The organism is Sinomonas sp. RB5 (genome assembly GCF_054063535.1).
Genome location: NZ_JBSSGJ010000006.1, coordinates 131394 through 148230 on the forward strand (window position 1 = coordinate 131394; position 16837 = coordinate 148230).

Here is a 16837-nt window from a genome sequence, read left to right on the forward strand (position 1 = left end):
GGGGTCGGCGCCAAAAGCTCAGCTCACGCAGCCGCCGAGGAGCTGGGCATCGGGCGCGCCGACTCCCCCGCCGGCTACCTCCAGTCCCTCGGGCCACCCAGGCGGGGCGGCCACCGGCGCAGCTCTCCCCCGCACAGGCCGCGTGCGCCTCACCCGACAATTCCCGGCAAGACATAACCAGCCGCGTGTACGTCCTACCGGCCGAGCTGATAGAGCGCCAAGTCGACGTCTGCGGCCCTTAGACGGCACTGCACCGGGCGGTGACGTTGTCCCCTTGCGGGTCCCGCGGGTCGCTCGGGACGCTGGACGCATGAAGAAGGTGCTCACCGCGTTCGGCGCGTGCACCGCGGCGGCCATCGCGTGCCTCGCAGCCCTCCGCCCGGTGTTCCGGCACTGGGGCGCGACCCGTGACGAGGTCACCGGCCCCTACCCGGGGGCGGACATCGTGCCCGACGGCGAACGGGGCGCGACGATGGCCGTGACGATCGATGCGCCGCCCGAGGCTGTCTGGCCATGGCTCGTCCAGCTCGGGGGCGACCGCGGCGGCTGGTACTCGTGGGACCGCCTCGACAACGGCGGCCGGCCGAGCGCCGACCGGATCCATCCCGAATGGCAGGATCTCAAGCGCGGCGACACCGTGAAGTACTGGACCAAGCGCTACGGGCCGGTGGACGCCTGGACCGTGGCCGCCCTCGAGCCGAACCGCTTCCTCGGGCTCCACGGGCTCAGCGACCTCATGGGGAGGCCCCTCGACCCCGCGCAGCCTCGCCCCTCGGCCTACACGGAAGGCCTCTGGGGCTTCCAGCTCAAGGAGTTCGCCGGCGGCAGGACGCGCCTCGTGATCGGCGGCTACGAGACCTTCCGGCCGCGAGCAGCCCGCTGGCTGCTCTCGCAGTGGATCTTCCCCCCGATCGTGTGGGTCATGCAGGCCCGGATGCTCGCGATTCTCAAGCGCAATGCCGAGCGGGCCTGGAAGCACGCCAGCTGACCGTCGTCGTCCGCGTCACCTCCCCCGAAGTACAGGTGCCGGTGCGCCTCGCACCGCTCATTGAGCGGTGGAGACCGCGACGGCGTCCTTGAGGGGGTCACGCAAGAGGGTCACGAGGCACTGGGAGTCCATGTACCCGGGTTGATCTGCCCCTGGTAGATCGGAAGCGCGATCGGCTGCTCGCCGGGCCGGAACTGGGACCACATGCGGTTGACCCCGGCAGTGCCCTGGGTCCGGACGCGGCCGACGGCGTCCAGGTCCAGATCTACGGCCATCAGTGCGGGGGCCGCGTCCGGAACTTCCGCGAGGATGGTGCCTTCAGGATCGACCACGATGCTGCGGCCCTGGCCAGTGGGCCCGGCGCAGTTGACGCTGACGATGAAGACCTGGTTGACGATCGCATTCGCCTGGGCGAGAACCAGCTCCTGGGCCCTGTCCGGCGTTGTCGTCTTGACGACATTGAGGATCACCTCCGCACCCATCCACGCGAGCTGTCGCGATGTCTCGGGGAACCAGGCGTCATAGCAGATGTTCAGCCCCAGCCACCCGATGCCAGGGAGGTCGACGACGACGAAGCGGTCGCCGGGGTCATAGGGCTCGTGCGGGCGCCAGGGAAAGACCTTGCGGTAGCTTCCGGCGAGATGCCCTTCCGGGGAGAGAACGATCTGGGTGTTGTACAGCTGGCCTTGGGGTCCGAGCTCGCACACGCTGCCGGGGACGAGCCAGACACCGAGGTCCTGCGCGAGCTGGCGCAGTGTGCGGACTCGCGGCCCATCGAGGGGCTCGGCCGCCGACCGCAAGGCCTCGGGCCGCTGGAGGTCGGGCGTTCCGTCGCCGAAGAGATGGAGTTCGGGAAAGACCAGGAGCTTGGCCTCCGGGTGGAGCTCGAGTACGCGTCGGGCTTCGTCGGCGAAGCCCCCCAATGGGCTGCCGATCTGACGCGGGGGCGCCTGAACGGCCACCAGGGGAAGTTGTCGCGGCATGGCTGACCTCACTTTCGTCGCAGAGAACCCGCATCAAGGTGCGCTGCGTGACCCATGATGCCAACTTCGGAATCCACCGAGGTCCACCGACTGATCGACCGCCGCATGCTTCTCGAGACCTCGGTGGCACATTTACACGGCGCTGAACGCGACACCGGACCAGCTCTCGGAGCTCGACGCCCGGCAGCGCCACCGTTCGCAGCCCGAAGCGTGCCGCTGAGATGAGTGGCGGTTCCCCGCCCTTTGGCTGGTAACCACCACTCATCACGCAGTCAGGAAGGTGATCCAGGGATGCCCCTTCTACGCGCCGCTGAACCACCTCGTCGGCGGCCAGATGCGGTTCAGCAGGCCACGCTTCCCGGCGGTGCCGTCAGTCTCGCGGTGCCACTGCTCGTCGTCGCAGACGCGCAGGGCGATGACCTCGGCCGGCCCGGCAATGTCCCCGAGCAGCTCCACCACCCAGGGGGCGAAGCCCCACGCGTCCTGGAAGGTCTCGGCGTCGACGCTGAAGCCGACGGCGATCTCAGGCTTCTCCGTATCAGGCGAGAAGCTGAACGTCTCAGCACCGGCCTCCGTCACCGGCCCCATGACGGCCATGACCCTCTCCACCGGGCTCGGCGAGGGATCACCAGGAACGGGGAGGAGGCGGATGTCCGCCGAGATGTGCCACACGCTGTTCATGCTGGTGTCCTTTCACGGTAGGACCGCCGCTCATCCGGGTGACTCCCGGACGCAGGGCGGTAGCTCGTCCGTGGAAGCACCAGCCGGGGCGAAGGATGAAAGCGTCATCATGGGCTCATCAGAGCACACCCCACCGACAGAACAAGCTCCCGCGTTCCGATCGCTGAGCCCGGGTGCAGCGAGCGGACGACGGCCGGCGCCCACCCGCCGTCGTCCGCTCCGGCTGAGACAGCAAACGTCCGCGCCGACGGCCGCATAGAACGCCATAAGCACGACGCCGGTGACCGCCCCGTAGGGCGGTCACCGGCGTCGGTGTTTTGAGCCGCTGTCCTGAGGACCGATCGAAGATTCGGCGATCGCAGGCGATCCCGTCGTGGTCACGGTTCAGCCCCTAAGTCCTCACCCCGCAGGCCGCGGAGCTACTTGTACCAGACAGCGACTCCATGATGGTGCGAACACGTTCCACTGTGGTTTGCCGAGTACGAGTACGTGCCGTCCACGCACAGTGCAGTAGCTCCCGCCGGCGAGGCCTGCTGCTGCTGAGCTGCCTGCTGGGCGGCCGCTTGCGCGTCAGCAGCCGCCTGCGCGTCAGCAGCGGCTTTCGCATCCGCAGCCGCCTTGGCATCGGCTGCCGCCTTCGCATCCGCAGCAGCCTTGGCATCGGCCGCGGCCTTCGCGTCGGCGGCGGCCTTCTCCGCGGCGAGATCGGCAGTGAGCTTGTCGGCCTTGGACTTGGTCATCCACACGATCGAACCGTCGCGGTCCTTCGTGCAGGCCAGATCCGCCCCTGCCAGGGTGTACCGCTCCCCCACGTTGGTGCAGGTGTCACCGTCTGAGTAGAGCGCAGCCACCACGGTCGCGGTCGAGGTTGGGCAACCCAAGGACGTCGTGTCCGGAGTCGAGGTAGCCGAAGGCTCGACCGAGGAATCGGTTGAAGCCGGCGTGGCCTTGACCGTGACTGTGATGGTCGGCATCGGTGAAGGACATGCGGTCGTCGCGGTCGCGCTCGGACTCGCCGGCGCAGCGTTCCCGACCGAAGCGGTCGGGTGTGCCGAACATCCTGTCAGGACCAATGCGCTCAATGCGACGGTCACCAGGACTTTTTTCATACTGCCCCCTAAGAACGAACTTTCCGCACTCTCCTCAGACGGCCGATGGGCGGCTTGTATGAATGCGTCGTAGCACAGCAGATCATACTCACATTTGACATGTAAAATGGCCGCCGAGGGCCCCCGCCCCCGACGGCTCCTGGCTCGGCGCAGATTCTGGCGGGGGCCACTCGCGAGGAGCCAGCAAGGGTGATCGGCACCGAGGGCAAGGGAAACAGGCGGCGCTATGGGTTTCAGGTTTCGCAAGTCAAAGAGCTTTGGGCCAATTCGGGTGACTGCATCCAAGCGAGGCTTTAGCGTGAGCGCCGGCAGCGGCCCATTCCGGGTGACAGCTTCCAGCAGAGGCCGGATCACCAATACGGTGCGCGTCCCCGGCACCGGGCTCACGTACGTGTCGACGAGCAGTACCGGAGCCGGGAAATCCCGCAAACGAATGAAACCCGTCTCGGCCCCAAGCACGAAATCACCTCGTGCGAGCAGACCGCCGGTCGCCGACGCCGTCTGGCAGGCCCTGCTGGTGCCGGACTCCACTCCCCCCGCGTCGTCATTTCAACGGGACTACGTCCGTGCAGCCGTCTCCCGGGTCACAGGGCGCCGACCGAGCCTGATGCACCTGACGCTCGCCCAAGCGGAACACGTACTGGGGTTCGTGGGCGGGGATCCGTCTCAGCTCTATCGAGCTGGCCGAGGGAATCCGCGCATCGAGAGATGGGCCACTGTCAGCAAGTGGGCAATGTTCGCTGCACTTCTTCTGCTCATCACCGTCGCGGCGCCGCCAGGCGTGCTATTCGCGGCCGCGCTTGTCGCCATTGTCGCCTGGCGGCGAAAGCAGCGGCGGGTCCGGCAGGCCTGGGAAGACGAGAACTGGGTGCCGACCTCAACGACCCAAACGGCTGGCGGGCACCAGGCGACGAGCCTTGCGTCGCCACTCTCGAGGGCTGGAACGTCAGCCCCTGCGGATTCGGGCCCTGCAGGGCCCGAGTATCGGGTATCGCTGGGGCGGGGCGAATGGCCCAACGTGGACCTCGCTGGAGCCAGCCACTACCTTCCCGCGATACGGGCGGCTCTGAATTCCGGGGACACCTCGAACACCGGAACCGGGTCATCCAGAGAAGCGGAGGGCCTCCGGGTCGTGCTGGTGCCCGAACCCGACAACCCCTACGACTCCAACGCCATCAGCGTCCGGTGGGCGGGTAGGACTATCGGATACCTGAGTCGAGAAGATGCTGCCCGGTACTCACAACCCGTGCGCCGCATCACCGCCAGCGGGTTCGCCCCGGTGTCTGCCGCCCGGATCTGGGCGTGGGACGGAGCGCAGATGACGGATGCCCGAGTGACGGTGGCTCTTCCAGAGCCGGAGCTGATCGCGCCGCTCAACGAGCCGCCCACAACCACTCACACGTTGGTGCCGTGGGGAGCAGCGGTACAGGTGCTCCGGACCGAGGACCACTTCAGCGCGCTCTTCGACTACATCCCGGAGGAGGGGGTCGGCCTGCTGCTCGTGAGCCTCCACAAGGCGATGCGCACACTCAAGAACGGGACGCTCCGATCATTCGTGGAAGTACGTCTCGACGGGAACCGGGTCGGAGAACTCAGCGGCACCACCTCGCCTCACTACTTGCCGCTGCTCGAACACACCGAAACCGTTGGCGAACTCGCCGTCTGTTATGCCAAGATCACCGGCTCGCCGCTCGCAGCCAAGCTCGCACTGCAGGCCCAGCGCGCGAGTGAGATCAGCAACTCTTGGCTGGCAAACTCGCCCCACCCAGCACCGCGGCTTACGCCGTGGGCCCGCTCCTACAACGTGCCGGCCGCTTACGTGCCAAGACACTGACCGCCGATTCGGCCAGAGCCCGGCTAGTCAACCGAAGTACAGGTGCCGGTGGGCCGCGCAGCGCTCGTTGAACAGGGCGCCGCAGCTCGGGCACGACGCGGTCGCCAGATAAGCCTCGATCGCCATCTCGCTCTTGCAGACCCCGCAGAGCACCGCGGGCTCCGCCCACTGCTCCGGCGGCCAGGTCAGGGCCTCGTGGTCCGCGTCCTCGGCGTGGCAGAGGTGGCACGGGTAGTAGCGCCCGCAGCAGGCGAACTTCATCGCCACCACGTCCACCTTGGTGCGGTAGTGGACGCACCGGGTCTGGTCGTCCACGGTGGCGCCGAAGACCGGCACGGCGCGCACTCCCGCGCTCACTTCACTCGCCTCGCTTGACCCGGCGGACGAGCACATCCGGGAACGCCCGGTGCACGGCCACCGCGGCGACGGCCGCGACGGCGTCCTTGAGGAGGTCGCCGGGGTAGAAGACGAGGTCGGCGGCGAAGGCCGCCTGCCAGGAGAGCTTGAGGTTGAGCATCATGCCGATCACCCCGGGCAGGTGCGAGGCGACCACGGTGACCACGGCCGCGGCGAGGAAGAACCACACCGCCCGGCGCTTGGCCGAGGCGCGGCGGATGATCTGCTCGGCCGCGACGCCCACGAGGAAGGCCGCGAGGACGAACCCGACGATGTACCCGGCGGAACCCCCGGCCATGACCTGCAGCCCCGCCCGGCCGCCCGAGAAGATCGGCAGCCCGGCGAACGCCACCACGAGGTAGAGCCCCACCGCGGCGGCGCCGCGCGCCCCGCCGAGGACCAGGCCGGTGAGCATGATCGCGAAGGTCTGCAGGGTGATCGGCACCCCGAAGCTGCCCACCGGGATGCCCGGGACGACGGCCGAGGCCGCGATGAGCGCGGCGAACACGGAGACGAGGGCCAGCGACTGCGAGTCCCACATCCGGCGGGGCTTGCGCGGGCTCTCGGCCGGGCGGTGGGGCGCGGGGGCGGGCGTCGTCGGGTTGCTCATGGTTCCTCCAGAGGGTCCGGGAAAGCGTGCTGGAAGAAGGCTACGAAGCGCGGTCCGCGTCCGTTTTGTAGGGAACGCACCACGGGTGACGGCGGTCTATGGATCGATCGCTACAAAGGGGTGGGGTTGCGCGGCGAGGGCACCTGTGCTGAGCCTGCCGGGGAGGCGCCGCTGTGCGTCGGCTCGTCAATCCCCGCCAAGTGGCGGCCGGACGAGGTGCACGCACCGATGGAGCGCGTTTGACCAGAACCAGTGGTGATGAATTGATGGCGCCCAGCCGGATAAGAATAAAGGCTGACTCAAGACTTCGCGTATGCATAAGCTTCCGGCATGCGCGTATTCGATACTTCGTTCGACTACAAGACTGACAAGCCCGCGAAATCCAGGCCCGACGCGGACAACGACAGTCCGCAGCTCCGCGTGGATCACGAGCTGCTATGGACCAAGAAACTGAACTCCGGCGTACTGTTCGCCCCGACGGCGCCATCGGCCCGCCGGAACGGCTACCTCATCTACACCGATGCCTCTGGGGAGAGGCACTGGTACGGAAGCGACGCCATCACCAATTCCTACACCGGGTGGCTGACTCCGAACTCTCTGGCCGGCGCAGTCGCCTCGCTCAGCCCAGCCCAACGGTCGCGCTACCTCAACCCGCCGTACACGATCGGTAGCGCCATGATCTGGCCCGTGAAATCGCAGGAGCCGTACACCATCAACAAAGCCCGTCGATCGATCGGTGACCGCATGGACCTCACCCTTGAGTGCATCCGTCGTCACTACGCTGGAGAGGGGGAAAGCCCCCTGACTGCGGTCCTCAACGCCTATGCGGATTTCCTCGGACTCTTCAACGGGTTCGAAGAGTTTGTGGACTTCTTCCACCTGCAGGACTTGGTAACGCCGGATTACTCAAAGATTCAGTTCTACCTGCCGTTTGAGAGCTTCGAGCATCCCAGGACACCGGTCACCGCGACCGAGTATGTGACTTACCGGGAGGCCACGCTGGAATTCGTTGCACGGCGGGGGCGCCGAATGGCCGAGTGGGTTGTTAAGAACCACCCTGAGATTGAGGTCCGCCACCAACCCCCGAGCTGGACCGACGACGGCGGGCTCCCACTCGCCGTCGTCCGCAGCCCTGCACAGCCCCTTCGCCACTGACTCGCACCCTGTGACGGCCGAGAACCCGCTGGCTCGGACCCGAGGGAGGTCGCCGAGGACCTCAGAGTGCAGCCGGGCGTCCCTGCCCGTCACGGGCTCAACTGGTCGAGGATCCTGCGCACGCGCTCAGCCTCGAGCGGCAGCCGATGAGCCAACGCAGTCCACAGAATGTCGTAGTCAACCTGGTCGTACCGGTGCGGGACGAGATTCCGCGTTGCTTTCATCGCCCGCCACGCGACCTCCGGGTTGGCGGCAGTGAAGTCGTCGGGCAACCGGGCGACGGCTTCGCCGAGCTTGTGGAGGATCGATTCTGCGGCGAGGCGGAGTGCCTCGTCAGCGTCATAGGCCGCCTTGCCTCGGGCCACGATGACCCGCGCCGCGGTGTCGCTGAATCTGAGGAAGTCTCGCAGACAGGCAACCGTCCGCTCCTGCTCCCTCGTCGTCACAGCGCGACTGCTTCGTCCCGGATGCGATTCACCCCTGGGCGCAGGCCGCCTTCCGAGACCACGTCCACATGGAGGCCGGTCATCTCTTCAAGCTCGACCGTGAGCTCCGCGAGATCGAAGACGGTGGCGTCGGGCGCCAGCGTCACGAGCAGGTCGAGGTCGCTCCCTGACGTGTCGTCCCCTCGGGCCGCTGAGCCGAAGACCCGCACGTTGCTGGCCTTGTGCTCCTTGGCGATGGCGAGGATCTGCCCGCGCTTCTCTGCGATGACCGCCGAGGGGCGGGGCCGCGCCGCGCGCCTCATACGATCCAGCATGGCCGCGGAGGGTCTGCGCTGCCCGCTCTCGTACGCCGCAATATTCGGCTGGGCGACGCCCGAACGCGCGGCCAGCTCTGCCTGCGTGAGCCCGGCTGCCATGCGCAGCCGACGGATTTCGTCCACGGCACCATTATATCGACTGATATAGCGCGCCGCAGCGGACGACGGCGGGTCCCCACCCGCCGTCGTCCGCCCCCAAGCGTGACGCGAGACCTCAGGCGAGCGAGCCCGCCCGCCGTCCGAACACGACCCCGGCCGCGAGGCCGGACCCGCCCGGGTAGTTGCCCGCGAACAGGCCGCCGAGCATCTCCCCGCACACGTAGAGCCCAGGAATCGCCTCGCCCGCGGTGTCCAGGACCCGACCGTGGGTGTCCGACTTCAGCCCGCCGAACGTGAACGTGATCCCGCAGGTGACCGGGTAGGCGTAGAACGGGCCCTCAGTAAGCGGTGTGGCCCAGTTGCTCTTGACCGGAGTGGTCCGGGCGCGGCGGCCGTCCTTGACGTTGGGGTCGAACGGGATGGAGAGGTCGATCGAGGTGTTGTAGTCGTTGACCGTCTTGGCCAGCGCCTCCGGGTCCACCCCGATCCGCTCCGCGAGCGCCTCGAGGGTGGGGGCGGTCTCGACGGAGACTCCCGGCATGTCGTACTCCTCCGAGCGCAGCATGGGCCGCAGGGCCGCGTCGAAGATCTGGTACGCCACCGACCCAGGCTGCTCGAGCACCGCCCGGCCGAGCTTCGCGTACGTGTAGTTGCGGAAGTCCTCCCCCTCGTCCACGAACCGCTCCCCGCGGGCGTTGACGATGATTCCCAGCGGGTAGCTCTGCCGCGTGAGCCGGTTGGTCAGCTCGCGGTTGGACTCGTTGCCCGGCGTGAAGGCGTCCCACTGGGTGGAGTGGCATGTGGCCCAGTCCCCCGCCCGGCCGGCGCCGAGCTCGAGGGCCGCCGTGAGCATCTGGCCGGTGTTGAACGGGGTGCCGCGCACCTTGGCGTTCTCCCAGCCGGGCCCGAGGTGCTCGGCGCGCAGCTCCCGGCTGGCCTCGAAGCCGCCCGCGCCGAGGACCACCGAGTCGGCGCGCAGCTCAACCTCAGTCCCGTCGGCCTCGCGGACGGTCACCCCCACCACGGCCCCGCCCTCGCTCACGAGCCCCACCACGTCCTGCCCGAACCGCACCTCGGTCCCGAGCCGCTGCGCGACCGCGAGGTGGTCCTGCATGAGGCCCTCGCCGCCGCCCACGTTGCCCACGTGCAGCCCGCCCCAGAAGAGGTAGCTGCCGTCGGCGCGCTCGTAGGCCTGCCGCTCGTACATGAGCCGGTACTTCAGCCCCAGGGAGTGCAGCCAGCGCAGGCCCGGCGCGGCCTCGGCGGCGAGCACCTCGGTCAGGGCCGGGTCGTTGCGCCCGTCGGTGACCTTCTCCATGTCCTGCACGTAGTTGGCCTCGCTGTACGGGGGCACCTCGGTGACCGCGTGCCGACCGTCCGGCTCGATGAAGTCCACCAGGTCCGGCAGCCCCGCGTGGGCGATCCGGGTGGCTCCGGCGGTGTAGTAGCTGTTGCCGCCGAAGAGCTCGCGGGGCGCCTTCTCGAGCAGGAGGACCTTTCGGCCCCGCACGGCGGCGGCGTGGGCCGCGGTGAAGGCGGCGTTGCCGCCCCCGACCACGATCACGTCCGCCGCCTTGGCCTGGGTGCGGGGCAGGTTCGACTCAGTCACAGAGATGTTCCGTTCTATCCGGGGTGGGGCTGCCCGCGGGGCGGTGGCAGCGGGAATGGTGGTGGCGGGGGCGGGGGTGCCGGCCCTAGGCGGGCGAGGACTCCGTGCGGACTGCGGCCGCGGAGCCGGAGAGCCCCACGCCCTCCTCGGAGACCTCCTCGAGCGGCCGCCGGCCGGTGCGCGGGCCGAACACGGCCACGGCCACCGCGACGATGAGCCAGCACGCGGCGATGTAGACGAACACCGCCTGGTAGCCGAAGGAGGAGAAGATCGCGGCGACGATCATCGGCCCGAAGATGTTCGCCAGGCGCCCGGTCCCGTAGACGAGGCCGTGGCCGGCGTTGCGGAGGGCGGTGGGGAACAGCTCGGGGCTGTAGGTGTAGAGCAGGGTCGCGAAGGTCTGGATGAGCAGGTTCACGCAGAAGCCGAACACCACGATCGCCACGGGGTTGAACGTCAGCCCGTACGCCAGGCCGCTCGCCGCGGTGGCGAGGCTGACGACGACGATCGGCAGCTTCCGCCCGAACCTGTCCGTCACGGGCCACGCCAGCAGGGCACCGGGCACGGCGCCGATGGTGGTCAGCGCGGAGAACCCGAGCGACTCGGCCACGCTGAAGCCGTGCTGGGCCAGCAGCGTGGGCACCCAGGCGACGAACCCGTAGAAGCCGAGGGTCTGGAAGATCCACACGACGGCGAGGAAGAGCGTGGTCCGGCCCGTCTTGCCGGTGAACAGCGCGCGGTAGCTGGACGCGCCCGCGGAACCGGCCGGCGTCGTCCGCTCCGGGATGGCGGCGAGCGGCGGGAGCTGCCCGGCGCCGGCCTCGAGCCGGGCGAGCGAGGCCTCGGCGGCGTCGAGCCGGTTGCGGTGCACGAGCCAGCGCGGGCTCTCGGGCAGGACGAGGAGCGCGGGGACCGCGAGCAGGGCCAGGCTGCCGAGCACGAACACCCAGCGCCACGTGTCGTGCCCGAGGGGGACGATGCCGCGGGCAGAGAAGGACATGGCCGGGATGCCGGCCAGGCCCACGGCCATGACGGCGGCCTGCATGCGGCCGCGGCGCGCCCCGGGCATCACCTCGGAGATGTAGGTGGTGGCGGCCACGACCATGGCCGAGAGGCCCAGGCCGGTGAGGAACCGGAACAGGAAGAACGTGGGGACGTTGATCCCCGCGGCGTTGACGAGCGAGAAGGTCGAGAACATCAGCGTCGAGAAGAGCAGGGCCCGCTTGCGGCCGATCAGGTCCGAGATGCGGCCGCCGAAGATCGCGCCGATGGCCATGCCGAGGAAGGCCGCCGAGGTGACGGTGGCGACGTCCTGGACGGAGAAGGCGAGGTGCTTGACGAGGGCCGGGGCCACGTAGGCGAAGGTGTTCAGGTCCCCGAACTCGAAGAGGAACACGAAGGCCAGGGTGACGAGCGCGATCTTGTGCGCTCTGGTGATGGGCAGGCGGTCCACGCGGGCGGCCGCCGAAGAAGCGGTGAGCAACTCTATCCTCCTTGATAGAAGTCCAGTTTGATGGAAGCAGCCCGGGGTGGGCTGCGCCAGAGGTGGTGCGGGTCAGGAGTGCGGGTCAGGCCGGGACGGCGAGGGGTGCCGCGGCGGGGCGGTGCTGGGCTCCTTCCGCTGGGGCTTCCGGCTGGCCGGCGGCGCCGGCGGTCGGCACGTGCAGCACCGCCGTGGCGAGGCGGCGGGCGGCGCGGTGGAGCGAGACGGCCTGGACCGTCCCGTCCGGAGCGGTGGTCCACGAGGCCTCGACGACGCCGGACGCCGTGCCGATCCGCACCGTGCGGGCGTCCGCCGGCAGGTAGCGGCTGACCACCGTACCGGGGGTCGCGGCGGCGACGGCCACCGCGACGGCGGAGGTGAGGCCGATCGCCGGGTGCGGGGCGTGCATGGAGAGCATGCGCACGGAGACGTCGTACTCCCCCGCGGCCACGGCGGTCCCGTCCGAGGCGACGTAGTCGCGGGCGGGGCCCACCACACCGGTCTTCGGCACCGCGTTCGGCGCCGGCTCCCCGGGGGCGATGATGCCGTGGAGCACGGCACCCTCGGCGCGGAAGGGGGTGAGCATCGGCACGCGCTCGGTGAGCTCCGCGATGCCCTCGGCCCCGGTGAGGCCGAGGCCCGCGGCGTCGAGGAGCAGGGCGGGGGCGCCGGCGCTGACGATGGTGGCCTCGCCGGTGCGGCCGCCCGCCTGGACGGCCTCGGACGTGCGGCCGGTGGGGAATGCCCGCTCGCGGCCGAACGGGCCCTCGAAGGTGAGGTCCACGGGGACGCCGCCGGAGGCGACGCCGGGCACGTGCGCCTCGCCCCGCTCGGGGGCGCGGCCGCCGGGGGTGGGCACGGAGGTGCGCAGGATGGCGCCGGTGTTGACGTTGCGGAGCCGGACGGTGGTCTGCTCCGCGCCGAGCCGGACGAGGCCCTCCTGGACCGCGTAGAGCCCCACCGCGGTGGCGCAGTTGCCGCAGTTGCTGCCCCACTCCACCACGCGGTCCGCGATGCCGACCTGGCCGAAGAGGTAGTCCACGTCCGCCCCGGCGTGCTCCGAGCGGGCGACGACCGCGATCTTGGAGGTGGTGGACGTCGCGCCGCCCACGCCGTCGATCTGCCGCGCGTCGCCGGAGCCGAGCGCGTTCTCCAGCAGCGTCTCCAGGGCCAGCGGCGCGGCGTCGACGGCCTCGGCGGCGAAGATCCAGCACTTGCTGGTCCCGCCGCGCACCCACGCCGCCGCGACCTCGACGGTCCCGTTCAGTTCCTCCACCGGTGTACTCCTTAAGGCTCTTGGGCTGTTCCTCACTTCATCGTGGGACCGCCGCTGGATCCGCACCAGCTAAAGTTTCTGAAGGCTCTTTAAGCGCTGCTGTAGGCTGGGGGAATGGCGATGGACATCCGGCGGATGCTGGTGCTGGTCGAGGTGGCGCGGGCCGGGTCACTCACGGCCGCGGCCGCGCGGCTGAACTACACGGTCTCGGCGGTCTCGCAGCAGATCGGCCAGCTCGAGGACGAGGCGGGCCAGCCGCTCGTGGAGCGCCGGCCGCGCGGCGTGACGCTCACCGAGTCCGGGCGCGCGGTGGTGCGCCACGCGGAGCAGATCGAGCGGGCGGTGCAGGCCGCGCACGAGGAGCTCGAGGAGATCGCCGGACTGCGCACCGGGACGCTGCGGCTGGGCACGATCCCGACCGTCACCGAGTCCTTCCTGCCCGCGGCGATCGCGGCCTTCCGCGAGCGCCACCCCCGGGTGGACCTGCGGATCCACAGCGCCCAGCGCTCCGGGATCGGGCACCTGCTCGAGGCGCGCGAGATCGACCTCGCGATCACGTGGATGCGCGAGGTGCAGGACACCTCGGACACCGCCGGCACGAGCACCGAGCTGATCTTCCGCGAGCCCAACGTGCTCCTCGTGCCCGCGGGCCACGAGCTCGCGCAGCGGCGCACGGTGAAGATGGAGGACCTCCGGCACGAGCCCTGGATCATCCGCACCTCCCCCAACGTGCTCGCCGTGCTCGAGGAGGCGTGCGAGGCGGCCGGCTTCGCCCCGATCGTCTCCTTCGAGGCGCGCAGCTACCAGGAGGCGCAGGCCATGGTGGCCGTCGGCATGGGCATCGCACTCGTCCCCCAGCTCTCCCTCTACAGCCTGCGCGAGGACATCGCGGTGATCAGCGCCGTCACGCCCCGCCCGCCCACGCGCCGGATCGTCCTCGCCCGCCGGCGCGGCGAGCGGCTCTCGCCCGCCGGGGCGGCCATGGGCCAGATCCTCATGGAGGCCGGGCGCGCGTGGAAGGCCGCGCAGGGCTGAGGCCTAGGTGCCGAGAAATGTCAGAGGCGTGTGCCACCCTCCTCCTATGGCACCGACTTGCTCTTCACCTCTGGGAAGGCCCCTGCGCAATCAGTGGGGTCTACGCGGAGCGCGTTCCGCGTAGCGGCAGCAGCCGCCAGTGAAAGGAAGCCCCATGGCCAAGTCCAAGTCCAAGCACGCCAAGAACCCGGTGGTCCCCACCATTGTCTACAAGGATTCGGAGGAGATGGGCGACGTGCTCGCGGTGTGGCCGGCCATCCTGCCCGGTGACGACCCGCTCCTGCAGATCGACCCGGACCACGCGTGCATGTGCGAGACGAGCCGCGCCATCCACTTCCGCAGGGAGGACGCACCGCAGCTCGCGGCCGCGATCCTCGCCGCCGGGATGATGGAGCCCCGCAAGATGCGCAAGTAGCACCGCGAAAGGCGGGCGGACGACGGCGGGCGCGCGCCCGCCGTCGTCCGCCCGCCTCGCAGAGGGGTGCGTCAGCCGCGCTGGCTGGCCTCCTCCAGACGGCGCGGGCTGTCCGGGTTCATGAGCGAGTGCTTGCGCCCGTAGCCGAAGTAGATGGCCAGCCCGATCGCGAGCCAGACCACGAAGCGCAGCCAGGTCTCCCAGTGCAGCTGGGAGATCAGGAACAGCGAGGCCAGGACGCCGAAGGCGGGGACCACCGGCATCCACGGCAGGCGGAAGGTGCGCGGGACGTTCGGCTTGGTCCGGCGGAACACGATCACGGAGACGCAGACCACCACGAAGGCGGCGAGGATGCCGATGTTGGTCAGATCCGCCACGGCGCGGATCGGGAACACGCCGGCCAGGAACGCCGAGCCGAGGCCCGCGATCCAGGTGACGCGCTGCGGGGTGCCGCCGCGGTCCACCTTGGAGAACCACTTGGGCAGCAGGCCGTCGCGGCTCATCGAGAACCACACGCGGGTCACGCCGAGGAGGAAGGTCAGCATCACGGTAAGGATGGAGAGCACGGCGAAGACGGAGATGATGCTCGCGATCACCGGCAGGCCCACCCCGGCGAAGGCGGAGGCGAAGCCCGCCTTGGGGTCGATGTCCTTGTAGTTCTGCATGCCGGTCAGGACGAGGGTCGCGGCGACGTAGAGGAGCATCGCGATGATGAGGGACAGCACGATCGCCTTGGGCATGTGCTTCTTGCCCTCGGTGGCCTCCTCGGCCGCGGTGCTCATGGCGTCATAGCCGAAGACGGCGAAGAAGACCGTGGCGGCGCCGCTCATCACCGGGCCGAAGCCGCTGGGCATGAACGGGGTGTAGTTGTTGGTGTTGATGTAGAAGATGCCCAGGCCCACGATGAACAGGATCAGGACCACCTTGATCGCCACCACGGCGAGCTCGAAGCGGCCGAACGCCTTGGTCCCGCGGCTGAGGATCAGCGTGACGAGCAGGCAGATAAGAATGGCCGGCAGGTTGATGAGGCCGCCCTTGCCCTCATCGACCGTGGAAGCCATCCACGCTGGCAGGTGCACGCCGAATCCGCCCAGGAACGCATCCAGGTAGCCGGAGATGCCGATGGCCACGACCGCCACGATGGCGATGTACTCCAGCAGCAGGTCCCAGCCGATGAACCAGCCGGTGATCTCCCCCAGCGCCACGTAGCCGTAGGTGTACGCCGACCCGGCGCGCGGGATCATCCCGGCGAACTCGGCGTAGGAGAGCGCCGCGGCGGCCGAGGCCAGGCCCGCGACGAGGAACGAGATCAGGACCGCCGGGCCCACCCCGGGGTTGTCGGCGTCGCCGTGCGCCACGAGCCCGGCGAGAGAGAAGATGCCGACGCCGATGATCCCGCCGACGCCGATCGCCGTGAGCTGCCAGAGCCCGAGGCTCCTGAACAGCCCGCTCTTGACCGTCTCGTCTTCCATCTCCTCCAGTGGCTTGCGGCGCCACACTGATTGAGGATTCTGCCCACTCATCGAGAACTCCCACCCTGTGCTTCGGGCCCGCGGTTCGGGCCCTTACGAACTCTGCGGCCTGCGCGGGCGGCGACTTCCCCATCGAACGTGACGCCGGCCACATCGACCTTGAACAGTATCCGGAGATCCATCCCATCAGGTAAAGCAACTTTTTCCGAACTGTACCGTTCGGTTCTTCCGACGAATCCCTGCGTCTCTGCGGGCGACAGCGGGCCGCGCCCGCGGGACCTTCGCCACTGCAAGGCCGTCAACGACGGGCGGACCATGGGGAAAACGCCCCCAGGAGGCACCGCCATGAGCAAGGTTCTCGTCGTCTACAGCACGCACGAAGGCCAGACCGCGAAGATCGCGCACTTCATCGCCGAGATCCTGCGCGGCCACGGCCTCGAGGTCACCGTCTCGGACCTCAAGGACCCGGCCGAACCCGTTCCGTCCGGCTACGACGGCGTGATGGTCGGCGGCTCTGTCCACGGCGGCAAGCACGACAGGCGCGTCGTCGACTATGTCCGCAAGAACCTCGACGCGCTGACGGGAGCGCCCTCGGCCTTCTTCTCAGTGAGCCTGGCGGCCGCGGGGCACGACATCGAGGAGGCGGAGGGCCACGTCGAGCGGTTCGAGGAGCAGACCGGGTGGCGGCCGGGCAGAATCGGCCTCTTCGGCGGCGGCCTGCCCTACACGCACCTCAACTTCGTCATGCGGTACATGATGAAGAAGATCGTCCAGAGCAAGCCCGGGGACCTCGGCACAGACGTCTCCCGCGACTACGTCTACACCGAGTGGGACGGCGTCCGGCAGTTCGCCGAGGACTTCGCCGCCGGGCTGGAGAAGGCCGCCCGGTAAGGCGGCCGACACCTGCTGGGCGGTCTGGGCGCCCGGCG

Annotated in this window: 17 protein-coding genes and 1 pseudogene; 7 read left to right on the forward strand and 11 right to left on the reverse strand. The window is 69.3% G+C overall.

Going from position 1 to position 16837, the window contains the following annotated elements; translation table 11 throughout:
• Positions 1-310: 310 nt before the first annotated feature.
• Positions 311-988, forward strand: a complete 678-nt coding sequence (locus ACVWWH_RS09175; protein ID WP_457316365.1) for a hypothetical protein — start codon at positions 311-313, stop codon at positions 986-988.
• 110 nt (positions 989-1098) lie between these two features.
• Here ACVWWH_RS09175 and ACVWWH_RS09180 read toward each other — a convergent pair whose 3' ends face one another.
• From ACVWWH_RS09180 to ACVWWH_RS09190, 3 genes are all read right to left on the reverse strand, one after another.
• Positions 1099-1950, reverse strand: a complete 852-nt coding sequence (locus ACVWWH_RS09180; RefSeq protein WP_457316366.1) for a carbon-nitrogen hydrolase family protein — start codon at positions 1948-1950, stop codon at positions 1099-1101.
• A gap of 321 nt (positions 1951-2271) precedes the next feature.
• On the reverse strand, positions 2272-2652 hold the full coding sequence (locus tag ACVWWH_RS09185; RefSeq protein ID WP_457316367.1) for a hypothetical protein: 381 nt from the start codon (positions 2650-2652) through the stop codon (positions 2272-2274).
• 419 nt (positions 2653-3071) lie between these two features.
• Entirely contained in the window at positions 3072-3626 is a 555-nt protein-coding gene (locus ACVWWH_RS09190; RefSeq protein ID WP_457316368.1) for a DUF3761 domain-containing protein, read from the reverse strand.
• A 361-nt stretch (positions 3627-3987) separates the two neighbouring features.
• On the opposite strand from ACVWWH_RS09190, the pseudogene ACVWWH_RS09195 reads away from it, so the two are divergent.
• Positions 3988-4140 (forward strand): annotated as a pseudogene (locus ACVWWH_RS09195) (DUF4236 domain-containing protein); the annotation flags it as partial.
• A gap of 639 nt (positions 4141-4779) precedes the next feature.
• A complete protein-coding gene (locus tag ACVWWH_RS09200) occupies positions 4780-5595 on the forward strand; it encodes an HIRAN domain-containing protein (protein ID WP_457316431.1) in 816 nt (271 codons plus the stop codon).
• Between the two features lie 27 nt (positions 5596-5622).
• Here ACVWWH_RS09200 and ACVWWH_RS09205 read toward each other — a convergent pair whose 3' ends face one another.
• Both ACVWWH_RS09205 and ACVWWH_RS09210 read right to left on the reverse strand, forming a co-directional pair.
• Positions 5623-5952 (reverse strand): CHY zinc finger protein, encoded by a 330-nt coding sequence (locus tag ACVWWH_RS09205; protein WP_457316369.1) that lies wholly within the window; start codon positions 5950-5952, stop codon positions 5623-5625.
• A 1-nt stretch (position 5953) separates the two neighbouring features.
• Positions 5954-6601 (reverse strand): biotin transporter BioY, encoded by a 648-nt coding sequence (locus ACVWWH_RS09210; RefSeq protein ID WP_457316370.1) that lies wholly within the window; start codon positions 6599-6601, stop codon positions 5954-5956.
• Between the two features lie 330 nt (positions 6602-6931).
• On the opposite strand from ACVWWH_RS09210, the gene ACVWWH_RS09215 reads away from it, so the two are divergent.
• Positions 6932-7756, forward strand: coding sequence for a DUF6994 family protein (locus ACVWWH_RS09215; protein ID WP_457316371.1), 825 nt, complete (start codon positions 6932-6934; stop codon positions 7754-7756).
• A gap of 89 nt (positions 7757-7845) precedes the next feature.
• Here ACVWWH_RS09215 and ACVWWH_RS09220 read toward each other — a convergent pair whose 3' ends face one another.
• The 5 genes from ACVWWH_RS09220 to ACVWWH_RS09240 form a co-directional block, all read right to left on the reverse strand.
• Positions 7846-8202 carry a HepT-like ribonuclease domain-containing protein gene (locus ACVWWH_RS09220; RefSeq protein ID WP_457316372.1) on the reverse strand — a complete coding sequence of 119 codons (357 nt, stop codon included), beginning with the start codon at positions 8200-8202 and terminating at the stop codon, positions 7846-7848.
• The gene (locus tag ACVWWH_RS09225; protein ID WP_457316373.1) at positions 8199-8642 is read right to left on the reverse strand and encodes a helix-turn-helix domain-containing protein; all 444 of its coding nucleotides are present in this window, start codon (positions 8640-8642) and stop codon (positions 8199-8201) included. Before ACVWWH_RS09225 ends, ACVWWH_RS09220 begins: the two co-directional genes overlap by 4 nt.
• A 91-nt stretch (positions 8643-8733) precedes the next feature.
• Positions 8734-10227, reverse strand: coding sequence for an FAD-dependent tricarballylate dehydrogenase TcuA (tcuA, locus tag ACVWWH_RS09230; protein WP_457316374.1), 1494 nt, complete (start codon positions 10225-10227; stop codon positions 8734-8736).
• A gap of 85 nt (positions 10228-10312) precedes the next feature.
• Positions 10313-11710: an MFS transporter gene (locus tag ACVWWH_RS09235; protein ID WP_457316375.1), complete on the reverse strand. Its 1398-nt coding sequence runs from the start codon at positions 11708-11710 to the stop codon at positions 10313-10315.
• 85 nt (positions 11711-11795) lie between these two features.
• On the reverse strand, positions 11796-12986 hold the full coding sequence (locus tag ACVWWH_RS09240; RefSeq protein WP_457316376.1) for a PrpF domain-containing protein: 1191 nt from the start codon (positions 12984-12986) through the stop codon (positions 11796-11798).
• 114 nt (positions 12987-13100) lie between these two features.
• On the opposite strand from ACVWWH_RS09240, the gene ACVWWH_RS09245 reads away from it, so the two are divergent.
• Positions 13101-14021 carry a LysR family transcriptional regulator gene (locus ACVWWH_RS09245; protein ID WP_457316377.1) on the forward strand — a complete coding sequence of 307 codons (921 nt, stop codon included), beginning with the start codon at positions 13101-13103 and terminating at the stop codon, positions 14019-14021.
• Between the two features lie 154 nt (positions 14022-14175).
• A complete protein-coding gene (locus ACVWWH_RS09250) occupies positions 14176-14436 on the forward strand; it encodes a hypothetical protein (RefSeq protein ID WP_457316378.1) in 261 nt (86 codons plus the stop codon).
• Between the two features lie 71 nt (positions 14437-14507).
• Here ACVWWH_RS09250 and ACVWWH_RS09255 read toward each other — a convergent pair whose 3' ends face one another.
• Positions 14508-15959 (reverse strand): amino acid permease, encoded by a 1452-nt coding sequence (locus tag ACVWWH_RS09255; RefSeq protein WP_066496609.1) that lies wholly within the window; start codon positions 15957-15959, stop codon positions 14508-14510.
• A gap of 294 nt (positions 15960-16253) precedes the next feature.
• On the opposite strand from ACVWWH_RS09255, the gene ACVWWH_RS09260 reads away from it, so the two are divergent.
• Positions 16254-16799 carry a flavodoxin domain-containing protein gene (locus ACVWWH_RS09260; RefSeq protein ID WP_457316379.1) on the forward strand — a complete coding sequence of 182 codons (546 nt, stop codon included), beginning with the start codon at positions 16254-16256 and terminating at the stop codon, positions 16797-16799.
• Positions 16800-16837 lie beyond the last annotated feature (38 nt).

Coding starts and splice junctions, on each gene's coding strand:
- ACVWWH_RS09260 (WP_457316379.1), top strand. CDS start 16,254: ATGAGCAAGGTTCTCGTCGTCTACAGCACGCACGAAGGCCAGACCGCG.
- ACVWWH_RS09175 (WP_457316365.1), top strand. CDS start 311: ATGAAGAAGGTGCTCACCGCGTTCGGCGCGTGCACCGCGGCGGCCATC.
- ACVWWH_RS09185 (WP_457316367.1), bottom strand. CDS start 2,652: ATGAACAGCGTGTGGCACATCTCGGCGGACATCCGCCTCCTCCCCGTT.
- ACVWWH_RS09250 (WP_457316378.1), top strand. CDS start 14,176: ATGGCCAAGTCCAAGTCCAAGCACGCCAAGAACCCGGTGGTCCCCACC.
- ACVWWH_RS09210 (WP_457316370.1), bottom strand. CDS start 6,601: ATGAGCAACCCGACGACGCCCGCCCCCGCGCCCCACCGCCCGGCCGAG.
- ACVWWH_RS09255 (WP_066496609.1), bottom strand. CDS start 15,959: ATGAGTGGGCAGAATCCTCAATCAGTGTGGCGCCGCAAGCCACTGGAG.
- ACVWWH_RS09190 (WP_457316368.1), bottom strand. CDS start 3,626: ATGCCGACCATCACAGTCACGGTCAAGGCCACGCCGGCTTCAACCGAT.
- ACVWWH_RS09245 (WP_457316377.1), top strand. CDS start 13,101: ATGGCGATGGACATCCGGCGGATGCTGGTGCTGGTCGAGGTGGCGCGG.
- ACVWWH_RS09215 (WP_457316371.1), top strand. CDS start 6,932: ATGCGCGTATTCGATACTTCGTTCGACTACAAGACTGACAAGCCCGCG.